This is a genomic window from Methyloceanibacter sp., from assembly GCF_041573655.1.
Lineage (GTDB): Bacteria > Pseudomonadota > Alphaproteobacteria > Rhizobiales > Methyloligellaceae > Methyloceanibacter.
Genome location: NZ_JBFFQD010000056.1, coordinates 1 through 12,343, shown reverse-complemented (window position 1 = coordinate 12,343; position 12,343 = coordinate 1). Strand labels below are relative to the sequence as shown.

14 protein-coding genes are annotated in these 12,343 nt (G+C 64.1%); 9 read left to right on the top strand and 5 right to left on the bottom strand.

The genetic code is table 11. The annotated features are described in order from the left end of the window. Positions 1-689, top strand: a 689-nt coding sequence (locus ABY454_RS10850) for a hypothetical protein (protein ID WP_372930599.1), incomplete at its 5' end; no start/stop codon positions are given. On the opposite strand, the gene ABY454_RS10845 is transcribed toward ABY454_RS10850, so the two are convergent. Next, entirely contained in the window at positions 676-846 is a 171-nt protein-coding gene (locus ABY454_RS10845) for a hypothetical protein (protein ID WP_372930597.1), read from the bottom strand. The genes ABY454_RS10850 and ABY454_RS10845 overlap by 14 nt on opposite strands. 134 nt (positions 847-980) lie before the next feature. On the opposite strand from ABY454_RS10845, the gene ABY454_RS10840 reads away from it, so the two are divergent. Continuing rightward, positions 981-1,661: an SRPBCC family protein gene (locus tag ABY454_RS10840; protein ID WP_372930595.1), complete on the top strand. Its 681-nt coding sequence runs from the start codon at positions 981-983 to the stop codon at positions 1,659-1,661. Positions 1,662-1,670: 9 nt separating this feature from the next. Here ABY454_RS10840 and ABY454_RS10835 read toward each other — a convergent pair whose 3' ends face one another. Continuing rightward, positions 1,671-2,342 carry a hypothetical protein gene (locus ABY454_RS10835; protein ID WP_372930593.1) on the bottom strand — a complete coding sequence of 224 codons (672 nt, stop codon included), beginning with the start codon at positions 2,340-2,342 and terminating at the stop codon, positions 1,671-1,673. A gap of 658 nt (positions 2,343-3,000) precedes the next feature. Between ABY454_RS10835 and ABY454_RS10830 the strand changes: the two genes are divergently transcribed. Genes ABY454_RS10830 through ABY454_RS10820 form a run of 3 tightly spaced genes read left to right on the top strand, consistent with a single transcriptional unit; the run spans position 3,001 to position 5,424 of the window. Further along, positions 3,001-4,203, top strand: a complete 1,203-nt coding sequence (locus tag ABY454_RS10830) for a pyridoxal phosphate-dependent aminotransferase (protein ID WP_372930591.1) — start codon at positions 3,001-3,003, stop codon at positions 4,201-4,203. A 39-nt stretch (positions 4,204-4,242) separates the two neighbouring features. Continuing rightward, on the top strand, positions 4,243-4,461 hold the full coding sequence (locus tag ABY454_RS10825) for a molybdopterin-binding protein (protein WP_372930589.1): 219 nt from the start codon (positions 4,243-4,245) through the stop codon (positions 4,459-4,461). 54 nt (positions 4,462-4,515) lie between these two features. After that, positions 4,516-5,424: an alpha/beta fold hydrolase gene (locus tag ABY454_RS10820; protein WP_372930587.1), complete on the top strand. Its 909-nt coding sequence runs from the start codon at positions 4,516-4,518 to the stop codon at positions 5,422-5,424. Positions 5,425-5,459: 35 nt separating this feature from the next. Here ABY454_RS10820 and ABY454_RS10815 read toward each other — a convergent pair whose 3' ends face one another. Continuing rightward, positions 5,460-5,984, bottom strand: coding sequence for a hypothetical protein (locus ABY454_RS10815; RefSeq protein WP_372930585.1), 525 nt, complete (start codon positions 5,982-5,984; stop codon positions 5,460-5,462). A gap of 191 nt (positions 5,985-6,175) precedes the next feature. Between ABY454_RS10815 and ABY454_RS10810 the strand changes: the two genes are divergently transcribed. Continuing rightward, a complete protein-coding gene (locus ABY454_RS10810; protein WP_372930583.1) occupies positions 6,176-8,224 on the top strand; it encodes an elongation factor G in 2,049 nt (682 codons plus the stop codon). A gap of 120 nt (positions 8,225-8,344) precedes the next feature. Beyond that, positions 8,345-9,574, top strand: coding sequence for an aminotransferase (locus ABY454_RS10805; RefSeq protein WP_372930581.1), 1,230 nt, complete (start codon positions 8,345-8,347; stop codon positions 9,572-9,574). A gap of 72 nt (positions 9,575-9,646) precedes the next feature. Here ABY454_RS10805 and ABY454_RS10800 read toward each other — a convergent pair whose 3' ends face one another. Together ABY454_RS10800 and ABY454_RS10795 are read right to left on the bottom strand one after the other, a co-directional pair. Beyond that, positions 9,647-10,261, bottom strand: coding sequence for a thermonuclease family protein (locus tag ABY454_RS10800; protein WP_372930579.1), 615 nt, complete (start codon positions 10,259-10,261; stop codon positions 9,647-9,649). Further along, positions 10,261-11,067: a lytic transglycosylase domain-containing protein gene (locus ABY454_RS10795; protein ID WP_372930578.1), complete on the bottom strand. Its 807-nt coding sequence runs from the start codon at positions 11,065-11,067 to the stop codon at positions 10,261-10,263. Before ABY454_RS10795 ends, ABY454_RS10800 begins: the two co-directional genes overlap by 1 nt. Before the next feature lie 241 nt (positions 11,068-11,308). Between ABY454_RS10795 and ABY454_RS10790 the strand changes: the two genes are divergently transcribed. Further along, entirely contained in the window at positions 11,309-12,163 is an 855-nt protein-coding gene (locus ABY454_RS10790) for a transglycosylase domain-containing protein (protein ID WP_372930576.1), read from the top strand. A 61-nt stretch (positions 12,164-12,224) separates the two neighbouring features. Continuing rightward, positions 12,225-12,343: penicillin-binding transpeptidase domain-containing protein (locus tag ABY454_RS10785; protein WP_372930600.1), on the top strand; the 119-nt coding region annotated here is incomplete at its 3' end.

Here is a 12,343-nt window from a genome sequence, read left to right as displayed (position 1 = left end):
CGGAAGACCGCGGCGCGCAAGACTGCGCGGAAAGTGCGGAAGACCGCTCGCAAGACCGGCGTTCGGCGGAAGACTGCGGCGCGCAAGACAGCACGGAAAGTGCGGAGGACCGCTCGCAAGACCGGCGTTCGGCGGAAGACCACGGCGCGCAAGACAGCACGGAAAGTGCGGAAGACTGCTCGCAAGACGACCGCGCGGCGGAAGACCGCCGCCCGCAAGACGGCACGGACCGCGCGGAAGACCACTCGACGGAAGACTGCGGCTCGAAAGAAGACGGCTCGAAAGTCGGCGGCCAAGAAGTCTGCGCGATCGGCGCCGGCTCGCAAGCCGGCGACCAAGTCCGCAGCGAAGGCCAAAAAGGCCGTCAGGCGCAAACCGGCGGCCAAGCCGGTGGTCAGGCCAAAGCCGGTCGCTGCTGCGCCGGTGAGCCCGGTCGCCCCAACACCGCGTCCGGTGACCCCACCGTCGCCCAGTGTTGGCAGCCCGGCAACGCCGACGGGCGGTTCGCCCGGATTCGGTACGCCGCGTCCGCCGATGCCAGGTGCGCCGGCGGGACCGCGGCCGACCCCGATGCCCTATCGGCCATCGTGGGCCCGGGACGACGACGACTAGACGACAGAAGGGCCGGCTTTTCAGCCGGCCCTTCCTCTTTCCACGTACCTCAAGCTCTTGAGGCTAGAAACCTCTGAAAATATTGCCGCATGCCAGGATCACGTAGGCGACTACGGCGACCCAGAACGCATTTTCGGTGATGAACGGAATCGGCATGAACGTGCCGATGACGGCCAATGCCGCCAGAATAGCCGAAACGATGAAGACGATGGTCGTCGGTGCTGACAGACTCATCTCTACCCTCCCTCTTGTTGACGAGCGGACTTTAATCGTTTTCTGTGAAAAAGCGAGGGCGTTGGCCGACCCCAACAGGGCTGGCTGTCTGCCTTTCGGGGGACTCTACGCCGAACGATGAGGAGACTTGTGTGATGGGGCCAACAATGCGGCTGATCCTGGGGCTTAGCGCTCTGGTACTCATTCTGGCGGCCGTGGCCCTGGGGTTGCCGGCACATGTGACCGTCGCGCGATCGGTCGTCATCAACGCACCGGAATATGCGGTCTATCCTTATCTGAATAACTTGCGCCGGTTCCAGGAGTGGTCGCCGTGGGTGGCCCGCGATCCGGAAATGAAGTTCACCTATTCCGGCCCACGGGAAGGGAAGGGTGCGAAAGTCGAGTGGGTGAGTGGTAAGCCATCCATCGGCACCGGCAGCATGCAGATCGTGCAGACCGAGCCGTCCCGCAGCGTGGATCTCACCGCCAACATCAATGGGCTCGAAGGCGACAGTAGCTACGAGCTCGAGCCGTCCGGCTCCGGGAGCAAGGTGACCTGGAGCTTCGGCTATCAGACGGGTTCTAGCCCCTTCAAGCGTTGGAAGGCCTTGATGCTTGACGGCTTCATCGGTGCGGAGTATCGCGCCGGCTTGGAGAAGCTGAAGGCCCTGGTGGAAGGCGACCGGGCTCCTGCGGTCCGAAGGGTCGTGCCGCCGACCCCAACCGCGCCGCCCGCTGCACCGCCTGCCGCTGGGGGTGAAACGGTGGTGCCGCAGCAGACGCCCGCAGCTACACCGGCCGCGGAAGCCGCGCCTCCGCCACCGCCCCCTCAGTAGACGTTTGTCTTAGAGTTTTTGCTGGTCGCCGCCTGGGGCGACAGGAGCTGTTGGCTCGACTTGGGCCGCGCCCTGCGTTGCCTGCATGATCAGGCTTTCCAGCGGGCTGCACTCAAACAGTGAGGCTTCGCCGTCGAAACGCTCTGCCTCGCTCGCGGCAAGGTGCGGGTCCACAACGCGGCGGCCGGTGACTTGATAGACGCACGTGGCGCCGTCGGTCCCGGTGAAGGTGATGCTGTCGCCGATGGTGACGTCGCTCAGTGCCACGTCGCCTTGCTGTTCTCGACCTTGGGCTGCGTGGTCCCGCGGCGGTGCGTTCGAAACAGTCTTGGTGGTGCGGCCGTCCGGCGCCGGTGAGGCGGGCTCGGAAACGACATGATCGCGCAAGGCGGCGCTCAGGCCGAGCCGGGGCACCGTCGCCCCTGGCGCGCGCGACATATTCGTCGAGAGGTCCTGCCAGGGCCAAGGCGTGGCGTGGGTCTGGTCCGCAAGCACCCGCTTCCAGACGCTCTGGCGAAGGGCCTGGACAAACCCATCCTCGCCGATCGGCGGGAGCGCGTGCTGGAACTGGGCCGCCGCGGCAAGTAGCAAAACCGCAACAGCCGTTCCAACCCCGGCCCGGCGCGCGACGCGCCGGCGAGGGGAAAGGAGGAGGAGCTGTACCGACCCCCGTAACGGCATCAGATCCTCCTCCCGATCCGCCGCGGGGAGGCATTGTCGCGGCGGGAGTGACGCCACATGAGCAGCGTCACCGCGCTAAGGAAGGTGAATAGAAGGACGAACATCGTGATTTGCCCTGTCTTGCCGTTTGGGGCCGTCGGCTCAGCGCTTTCGGCCTGAGTCGTGACATTATCATAGCCCCGCCCGGCGGGAAGCTTCAGGGCCTGCTCAAATCTGGTAAAAACACCGCTATCCGCCCTGGATTCAGCTATTTCTGCGGCTTTGACCGGCGCGGGACAGCTTGAAACGGCAAGGATTACGGCCGCCATCAGCGCTGGAAGCGGCCAGGCTGCTGGGAGCTGGGAGGGGCGCGGAACGCGGCGGCGCAGCATCGTCGATGAGCCCTCGATGTTCGGCAACGGGCGTCAGTTGAGCACCGCAATGGGGCGGAGGCTTAACCATAATGTGGCTGTGAGGCGGAGCTTCCCGCCACATGTGTGGCACGCGTCTCGCGTGGACGCTGGCTGTTCTGCTTGGGAAAGCCGCAAGGGGCGCGCTTATCCCGCGCTGCGGCCTTTTTTGCACTGTCATATTGTGCATTGCACTTGCGAGGATATGCGCGCCCGAATAGGGTTGCCTCGAATTTTTCCCGCATCTTTCGACCTTAGAGGAGTTCTTCATGGGACTGGTCTCCCGCACGCTTGAACGGGTCAAGCCGTCTCCCACCATGGCCATCACGAGCAAGGCGCGCGAAATGAAGGCCGCCGGGTTCGACGTGATTGGTCTTGGCGCTGGCGAACCCGATTTCGATACGCCCGACAACATCAAACGGGCGGCGATCGAGGCCATCCAGCGCGGCGAGACCAAATACACCGCCGTGGACGGCATCCCGGAGCTGAAGCAGGCGATTTCGGAGAAGTTCGCGCGCGAGAACGGGCTCGACTACCAGCTAACCGAGATCACCGTGGGCTCGGGCGGCAAGCACGTCTTGTACAACGCGCTGCTGGCGACGCTGGACCCGGGCGACGAGGTCGTCATCCCGTCGCCCTATTGGGTGAGCTATCCCGATATCGTTCTGCTGGCAGGCGCGGAGCCGGTCGTGGTCCAGACCAAGCTCGAGGACGGGTTCAAGCTGACCCCGGAAGCGCTCGAGAAGGCGATCACGCCGAAGACGAAGTGGTTCATCTTCAACTCGCCGTCCAACCCGACAGGGTCGGCCTATACGCGCGATGAGATCAAAGCACTGACCGACGTGCTGCTTCGCCGCGAGCGGGTCTGGGTGCTGTCCGACGATATCTACGAGCACCTGGTCTATGACGGCTTCAAATTTTCTACGCCGGCGCAAGTCGAGCCCAAACTGAAAGACCGGGCGCTGACGCTGAACGGCGTGTCGAAGGCCTATTCGATGACCGGTTGGCGTATCGGCTATGCCGGCGGACCGGCACCGCTCATCAAGGCGATCGGCAAGCTGCAATCGCAGTCGACGTCGAACCCGTGCTCGATCAGCCAGTGGGCGGCGGTCGAAGCGCTGCGCGGTCCGCAAGACTTCTTGGGGGACTGGGTGGCGTCGTTCAAGGAGCGGCGCGACCTCGTCGTTTCGATGCTGAACCAGGCGAATGGCTTGAGTTGTGCCACGCCGGAAGGCGCATTCTACGTCTACCCGTCCTGCGAAGGATGCATTGGCAAGAAGACGCCGAAGGGCGACGTCGTCGCTGACGACGAGGCCTTCGCGACCCTGTTGCTGCAGGAAGAGGGCGTGGCCGTGGTCCACGGCGCTGCGTTCGGGTTGTCGCCGTTCTTCCGGGTGTCCTATGCAACTGGCATCGAGGCTTTGGAAGAGGCCTGCAACCGCATCCAGCGCTTTTGCGCGAGCCTTCGTTAGCAGGTCTATACTGGCGTCGAATCAGCGGAGGGTGAGGCCATGAAACTTTCGAAGCTCAGCACGGCCAACCAGATCGAAGGCAAGATCATGGAAATCCGCAAGGGTGCCGTGACAGCCATCGTCTATGTGCAAATCGCCGGCGACTCTATGGTCGAGGTGAGCGTCACCATTGCCTCGCTCGAGACCCTCGGGCTGTTCGAAGGCAAGACGGTGGCCCTGATCATCAATCCCGGCGACATCATGATCGGCTGCGATTAGCGCAATTGAGCCTGGCCTTGGGGGCGGGGCCCACCAGCGCGCCCTCGAGGATCCATGGATACGCGCGTTACAGACGATAGCCCGATAGCTACCGGCCGCTCCTCGCGGGTGCACCGCCTCGCCGATGGGCGGAGGATCGGCTTTGCCGAGTATGGTGATCCGGACGGCTTGCCGGCGATTGCCCTCCATGGCACGCCGGGCTCTCGTGACATGTTCGCGCTGACCGACGCCGGTGCGCGGGAGAGGGGCTTGCGCATCATCGCGCCGGAGCGTCCGGGCTACGGCCTGTCCGAGGCCCATCACTTTGACGCGCTGCCGCAGACGGCCTCAGACGTGGAGGCCATCGCCGATGCGCTCGGGCTCGATCGCTTCGCCCTGATCGGCGTCTCGGGTGGGGCCCCCCACGCGATCGCGGCGGTGTCCCTACTGAAGGACCGGATCTTGCGGCTTCTGCTGATTGGGCCGGTTGGGCCGATCGCCGATTGCGATCACATCCGCATGTCGCATCTGCATCAGTTCATTTTCACGCGCATGGCGCCGTCGCCGCATGCGGCGGGCGCCTTCTTCATGGGACTGAGGACGCTGATCGAGTGGGCGCCGGGGGCCGCTTATCACCTGCTCCTTCAACGTGTGCCGGAGACGGACCGGCAGGTGTTGTATCGACCGGAGGTCAGGGAAAATCTCCAGACGGCGATGAAGGAAGGCTTGCGACCGGGTGTCGAAGGTCCGCTCCAGGACTTGCGGCTCTATTGTGGGGCGTGGAACTTGCCGCTCGGCGAGGTCGCCGTTCCGACCGTCATGTGGCAAGGCAGTGAGGATACGGTCGTACCGCCGGACGCGGCCTACTTCTTGGCCGGTGAACTCCCCAATTGCCAGCTCGAGATCATCGAGGGCGCGGGCCACTACTGGGTCTTTGGCGAATTTGGCCACGTGCTGGACGCCGTTAGAGCGGCGTGGTCTTGAGTTTGGGCCCGCATGCCAACGAATAGCGCACGCGCTTAGAACTTATTGTAGGTCCGGCAACAGCAATCCTTCAGGCCGTCGGCGCGGAAGTCGCAAACCAGTTTCTCTTCAGCGCCCCGGCAGACTTGCGGCGGCGCGTTCGCGGCAAGGCCGCGTTTGCAGGACTGGGTATAGGGAATGCAATGTCCGCCGAGACGTTCGGAGTTGGGCGGGCAAGCGCCCGATGCCGGAGCGCCACCGCTTGCGCCTGCGGCAGCATCGGGAGGCGGCGGAGCATCCTCGTCGTCGCTGCCGCCGAACCATCCCCCGCCGGAACTGGTTGAGCCGCTGCTCGATCGGGAGCTCGGAACCTTCCGCATCTTGCCGCGGCGGATGGCGCCGGATTCTCTCCGGCAGGTGTAGCCTTGACCAAAGTCGCCGCAGACAATCTTGGCATCGAGGACGATCGATGTGGGCGTTGACGGCGCCATCGGCGTAAAGGCCGACGCGTGGTCGCCGCCGGCAGGCGCAAGCGCCACCAAAAGCAAAGCCAACAACCCAAGACAGAAGACGAAACGCATGGAACTCCCCGTTCGTGACGAGGCGCCACCTTACTGGCTCCGTCACGGGATCAGAAGTGCTGCAGCAATTTTGGCGACTCGCGGCTCTTGCCAGAGTGCCTGTCCCTTGACACGATAGTGTCCTCAAGGCTCGCGGAAGGAAAAAAGGGCCGAAAAGGTCCACTTTTGCGAGCAGGCAAAGGGAGGAGAGCATGGGCCAAGCGCAGGGCCAACCAGCCCGCAGCGCCCGCTGCATCGCACTGGTTGGCCCCTATCTCAGCGGTAAGACAACACTTCTCGAATCTATTCTGGCGCGGACGGGCGCCATCAACAGGCAAGGCAGTGTCGCCGCCAAGAACACGGCGGGCGATGCCTCAGACGAAGCCCGCCATCACGGCATGAGCGTCGAGCTCAACGCGGCCACGATCGATTTTCTCGACGACACATTCACCTTCCTCGACTGTCCCGGCTCCATCGAGTTCCAGGCGGACTCAGCGAATGTGCTGGCCGCGTGCGACGCCGCCGTGGTGGTGTGCGAGCCCGACGAGAAGAAGGTGCCTGCGCTTCAGCTGATCCTCAAACAGCTGGAGGATCGAGGCATTCCGCATTTCTTATTTCTCAATAAGATCGACAAGGCGGAGGCGCGCGTGCGCGACATCCTACCGATGTTGCAGCCCGCCTCGAGCGTGCCGCTCGTGCTGCGCCAGGTTCCGATCTGGGAGAAGGAGATCGTCACAGGCTTCATCGACCTCGCGCTGGAACGCGCGCACGTCTATCGCGAGCACGCGCCGTCCGAGGTGGTGGAGATTCCCGATGCCGTGTCCGAGCGCGAGCAAGAGGCGCGCTTTTCGATGCTGGAGCAGCTCGCCGACTATGACGACGAACTGATGGAGCAGCTTCTCGAAGACGTGCCGCCGCCGCGCGACAAGGTCTTCGACGATCTGGCCACGGATCTGCGCGAAGGTTTCATCTGCCCGGTCCTGCTGGGATCGGCAGAGAACGGCAACGGCATATTGCGGCTTCTGAAGGCGCTCCGTCATGAAGCGCCTTTCGTGGCGGCGACGGCGGAGCGGGTCGGCGCGGAAGGCGCCAAATCCTGCGCATTCGTGATGAAGACCTTCAACACGGCCCATGCCGGCAAGCTGTCGCTCACCCGGGTTCTTACGGGTGAGTTCGCTGATGGCGACTCCGTCTATGGCGGCGAGAGCGAGGAACGGATCACCGGCGTGTTCAATCTCCTGGGACACGAGCCAGTAAAGCGTGGCCCTGCGAAACCCGGTGATACCGTCGCGTTCGGCCGATTGGAGAGCGTCAAGACCGGCGACACGCTGTTAGAGGAGAAAGGCGCGTCACTCAAGATTGAGCCGGGCACGATCACGCAGCCCGTGTTTGGGCTCGCAGTTGAAGCCCGGGAGAAGAAGGACGACGTGAAGCTGACGACCGGGCTGGCCAAGATTATCGAGGATGACCCTTCGCTCTCGATCACCCACGATCAGGACCTGGGTCAGATGGTCCTGTGGGGGCAAGGGGAGATGCATCTGCGTGTGGCCCTGGAGCGGCTGATCCGCAAGTACGGTGTGGGCGCGGCAACCCTGCCGCGGCAAATTCCCTACAAGGAAACCATCCGCAAATCGACCGAGGTCCGTGGACGCCACAAGAAGCAGTCCGGCGGTCATGGCCAGTTTGGCGATGTGGTGGTGACCATCAAGCCCTTGGCGCGCGGCGAGGGGATAGCCTTCTCCGAAACCATCACCGGCGGTGTTGTGCCGAAGAACTACATCCCGTCGGTCGAGCATGGCGTGCGGGACTATCTCCACGCCGGACCGCTCGGGTTTACGGTGGTGGATGTCGCCGTATGCCTGATCGACGGGTCTTATCACTCGGTCGATTCGTCGGACATGGCCTTCCGTCAGGCAGGGCGGCTCGCGATGTCCGAGGGCATGCCGCAGTGTCAGCCGGTTCTATTGGAGCCGATCATGGCCGTCGAGATCGCTGTTCCGTCGGAGGCCACGGCACGCATCAATTCCATCGTCTCGTCCCACCGGGGGCAGATTCTAGGCTTCGATGCGCGGCCCGACTGGCCCGGCTGGGATGTGGTCCAGGCCCATATTCCGGAGGCCGAGATCCAGAACCTGATCGTGGAGCTGCGTTCGGCGACATCCGGGGTGGGGACCTTCCAGGCTAAGCCGGATCACCTCGCCGAGCTCGTCGGCAAGGCTGCGGATATGGTCTTGGCCCATCGCGGGGACAAGGCGGCCTGACGGACGGCAGGGCCAGGGCGGGCCAAAATTGGCGCGGGGGCCTTGCCCCGCCCCGCCTGGGCCGGTAGACGATTAGGCCGAATTCCTAGCTTTTCGACCAGTTAGATAGAGGGTGTTCCCATGACCGTATTTCCGCAGCTCGAAATCCCCGAGACGCTTGCCGCCGGCCCGGGGCCCGGCAACACCGATCCGCGCGTGCTTGAGCGGTTCGCCAAGACCGGCGTCGCCGACCACATGCAGGCGGACGTGCTGCGCGGTATGAAGGAAGCCAAGCAGATGCTGCGCGATCTGTGGGGCACCAAGAACGTCTACACGTTCGGTGTGGCCGGCACCGGCTGGAGCGGCCTCGACTGCGTTCACAGCCTGATCCTGCCGGGCGACAAGGTCGTGACCTTCGCCAACGGCACGTTCTCGGGCATTGACGACCTCACCATCCGCATCAAGGCCTCGTCCCTTGAGGATCTCGCTGCCGACTCCGTCAACCCGAAGCCGAAGAACGTCGTCACCGTGACCGTGCCGCATGGCCAGTCGGTGTCCGGTGAGACTGTGGAAAAGGCGCTGGCCGAGCACAAGCCTATGTGGGCGTTCATGGCCCATTGGGAGACCGGCTCGGGCCGCGTCAACGACCTCAAAGGCTTTTCCGACGCCTGCGTGAAGCATGGGGTCATGGGCATCGTCGACGCCGTGTCGAGCCTCGGCGTGGGCGACTTCAGCATCGACGACTATCCGGGCGTGGTGGCCTGGGCGTCGTGTCCGCAGAAGGGTGTGCTGTCGCTGCCGCTGACCTACGCGCCGGTCAGCTTCACCGACAAGGCCATCGAGGTCGTCAAGAAGCGCGGCTGCTACACCTTCGTGAACCATCCGATCCTCGATGCGCGCCATTGGGGCATCATCGACGGCAAGGATGTCGAAACGCCGGTCTATCACCAGACCCATTCCTGCTACGCCGTGGCGGCGTTTCACGAGGCGCTGCGCATCCTGCTGTCCTATGGCCGTGCCGCCAAGGCGGCGGACTACCGGTATCACGAAGCCGCGTTGCGCCAGGCCGTCGAGGCCATGGGCTGCGAGGTGACGTCGGATATGCCGAGCCTCGTGGTGCTCAACCTGCCGGGCAAGCTTGCCGGCCGGGAGAAGGAATTGGTGCAGGGCGCACGGTCCCAGGGCTTTGGCATTTGGCCGACCCTGTCGGAGCCCGTGCAGGTCCGTATCGGTATCCTCAACCAGCTCAGCCCTGAGCAGATCACCGAGATCGTCAGCCGCTTCGCCGACGCCATGCTGGCCATGGGCGCGGAGGTCGACAAGGCTGCGGTGCTGAACCAGTTGAAGTCCTACTACGCCAAAGCCGCGTAGGCAGACAGGATCACGCGCGACCGGCGTCTGCCCAAGGGCTCCTCGCCGGTCGCGCAAACTCTTCTTTTCAAATCAGTTCCTGCGCGGGTTTTCGTAGCGCCACTCGGACGGCCGCTGGAAGGTACCGCGCCAGATGCCGCGATTGGCGGCGCGGGCCTCGGCCTCTACGCTCGCATAAGCGTGCCGGGTCTTGCGGCCCAGATCGATGGCATAGCCGTCGCGGACCAGTGCTTCTCCGACATCGGGCACGCCCTTGGCGCTGCATTTGGCGACGGAGCGGCCATAGCGGTCCGTGTTCTTCACCTCGCACCTCACGTCGCCGCCCTTGATCAGCTTGGTCAGCGCCACCTTCGCCGCGCGGCCGCACTGCCATTGCTTGCCGCCGAGCTCCCAGCAGGTTTGCTTTAGCTCGGGCGCATCAATGCCGAAGATGCGGTACTCCGTACCGTCGCCGGCGCGCAGCGTGTCGCCATCGATGGATACGATGTTGGCGTTCGGGCCGAAGGGCACCGGCGCAATGCCGCAATAGCGTTGCAGCAGCAGCACGAGCCCCAGTACGAGCACGAGCGCGATGACCTTGCCGAGTTGCTTGGCGAGAGTGTTCTTGGTCGACCGCTTACGTGTACGCCGCCGCCCCGTCGTCTTGCGCGATCGGCTCTTGCGCGTTGAAGACTTCCGTTGCGCCATTAGCCGCCGTCGATCTGGCGGCCGACAATGGCGATGGTCTGTTGATAGACGCCCGCCGCATTCCAGCCCTGGATCGCCCTGAAGTTGGGCTGGCCCGGCTGATAGCCGGCGCCTGGTTGCCAGCCATGGCCGCGCAGGAAGTTCGCAGTGGAGGCGAGGGCGTCGGCCTTGCTGTTGAGATCGGCACGCCCATTCCCATCGCCGTCGACCGCGTAGAGTAGGACGCTCTTAGGCAGAAACTGGGTGTGACCCACTTCGCCATGCATGGCGCCGCGTTGCCCGGCGGCCAGCCGGCGCTGGTCAATCAGTTGCAGGGCCGCGTAGAGGTGTTCGGTGAAGAATTCGGGCCGCCGGCAGTCGTAAGCGAGCGTTGCGACCGCAGACAGGGTGTTCTGTCGTCCCATATAGCGGCCGAAGCCGGTTTCCATACCCCAGATGGCGAGGAGCGGGCCCGCCGGAACGCCATATCGACGCTCGATGGCGGCGAGGAGCTTCGCATTGGAGCGCTTCAGCCGCTTGCCCTGAGAGGCAATGGCCGACGCACCGCGCTTTTTCATGAACTGATTCAGAGAGAGTTTGAAACTGTGCTGGCCGCGGTCCGCTTTGATCGTCCCGTAGGCGTATCGCGTGCCCTTCAACGCGTTGAGCCCGCGCTGGCCGATACCGTTGGCCCGCGCCTCCTTGGCAAAGGCTCGCTTCCACTTTTCGAATCCGGCGGCACTCTTGCCGCATCGCGCGGCCTCAGCAGTGGTGGCGAAAAAGAGGAGCATGGCGCTTGCCAGCGCCATCAGTGACTTATGCGCCATTTGGGCCTTCCGTGTTTCAGGGAGGCCCGGGCCGAAAGCGCCGAACCGCCATCCTTGAGAGTCCTCCCCCAACAAGCCATTTCTACCGTGATGTTTCCGGCCATGGCAATCCGCTTAGGCCGCCAGAGCGGGGTCGTCATTGCACCGCCACAAAAGTATTGTCTCGCGTCGGGGCAGGCGTGGAGGCGAGATGCGCATACCGGGGATAGTGGCGAAGAGCGGGTACTTGGCCGTTGCAGCCTTGTCGACCGTCTTAACGGGCTTCGTCGTCGCTGGCGGGGCAATCGCCGTTCCGTATGTGATGCGTTCACCGCCGGTCCAAGACTATTCTCTGAAGGCCCTTGAGCCGGCAGCGCATCGCACCCTGGTCCTTCACGGAAACGATGGTCAGCCGTTCGCGAGCCGGGGCGGCTGCGTGGCCGAGCTGGTGTCTCTTGGGGAGGTGCCGCCGCACGTCGTCGACGCCTTGCTCTCCATGGAAGACTGCCGCTTCTACTACCATTTCGGGGTCGATCCGATCGGGCTTGCGCGCGCGGCCCTGGCCAACCGTGCGGCCGGGCGGATTGTCCAAGGCGGCAGTACCCTGACGCAGCAATTGGTGAAGTACTCGCTGCTGTCGACCGACCGTACGCTGGAACGGAAGCAGAAGGAGGCGTGGCTCGCGCTGTCGCTAGAGCTGCGTCTCACCAAAGATGAGATCCTGGAACGCTATCTGAGCAGCGCATATTTCGGCCAAGGCTGCTATGGCCTGCGCGCGGCGGCGAAGCGGTATTTCGAAGTGCCTGTTGCGGACCTGTCGCTCCCTCAAGCTGCTTACCTGGTGGGGTTACTCAAGGCGCCGACAGCGCTCAACCGCGATCCCGAGGCGGCCAAGGCACGCTCCGAAGCGGTCTTCGACGCCATGCTCGACAACGGCAAGCTCGACCCCGAGCAGCGCACGGCACTTGTCCACGTGTTACCGCGGATCGAGTCTCGTGAGACCGTCGGCAGCTATTACGCAGACTGGGTGGCCAGCACGGCAGGTTCCGCGCAACGGCAACTATGCTCCGTTGCCGGTCCACACGTCCTTCGATCCGGAGCTTCAGCATCTTGCTGAAGCGGCAGTGGGTAGGGTCCTTGCGAAGCAGGGTAAGGCGCGCCGCGCAACGCAAGCCGCCATGGTCGTAATGCGCTCGGACGGACGCGTGCTCGCCATGGTTGGCGGCCGCGACTATGACCAGAGCAAGTTCAATCGCGCAGTACAGGCGCGCCGCCAGCCTGGCTCCTCGTTCAAACT

Bases quoted from the DNA above. Each gene is read 5' to 3' on its own strand.
- ABY454_RS10845 (WP_372930597.1), bottom strand. From the start codon at position 846: ATGAGTCTGTCAGCACCGACGACCATCGTCTTCATCGTTTCGGCTATT.
- ABY454_RS10840 (WP_372930595.1), top strand. From the start codon at position 981: ATGGGGCCAACAATGCGGCTGATCCTGGGGCTTAGCGCTCTGGTACTC.
- ABY454_RS10835 (WP_372930593.1), bottom strand. From the start codon at position 2,342: ATGCCGTTACGGGGGTCGGTACAGCTCCTCCTCCTTTCCCCTCGCCGG.
- ABY454_RS10830 (WP_372930591.1), top strand. From the start codon at position 3,001: ATGGGACTGGTCTCCCGCACGCTTGAACGGGTCAAGCCGTCTCCCACC.
- ABY454_RS10825 (WP_372930589.1), top strand. From the start codon at position 4,243: ATGAAACTTTCGAAGCTCAGCACGGCCAACCAGATCGAAGGCAAGATC.
- ABY454_RS10820 (WP_372930587.1), top strand. From the start codon at position 4,516: ATGGATACGCGCGTTACAGACGATAGCCCGATAGCTACCGGCCGCTCC.
- ABY454_RS10815 (WP_372930585.1), bottom strand. From the start codon at position 5,984: ATGCGTTTCGTCTTCTGTCTTGGGTTGTTGGCTTTGCTTTTGGTGGCG.
- ABY454_RS10810 (WP_372930583.1), top strand. From the start codon at position 6,176: ATGGGCCAAGCGCAGGGCCAACCAGCCCGCAGCGCCCGCTGCATCGCA.
- ABY454_RS10805 (WP_372930581.1), top strand. From the start codon at position 8,345: ATGACCGTATTTCCGCAGCTCGAAATCCCCGAGACGCTTGCCGCCGGC.
- ABY454_RS10800 (WP_372930579.1), bottom strand. From the start codon at position 10,261: ATGGCGCAACGGAAGTCTTCAACGCGCAAGAGCCGATCGCGCAAGACG.
- ABY454_RS10795 (WP_372930578.1), bottom strand. From the start codon at position 11,067: ATGGCGCATAAGTCACTGATGGCGCTGGCAAGCGCCATGCTCCTCTTT.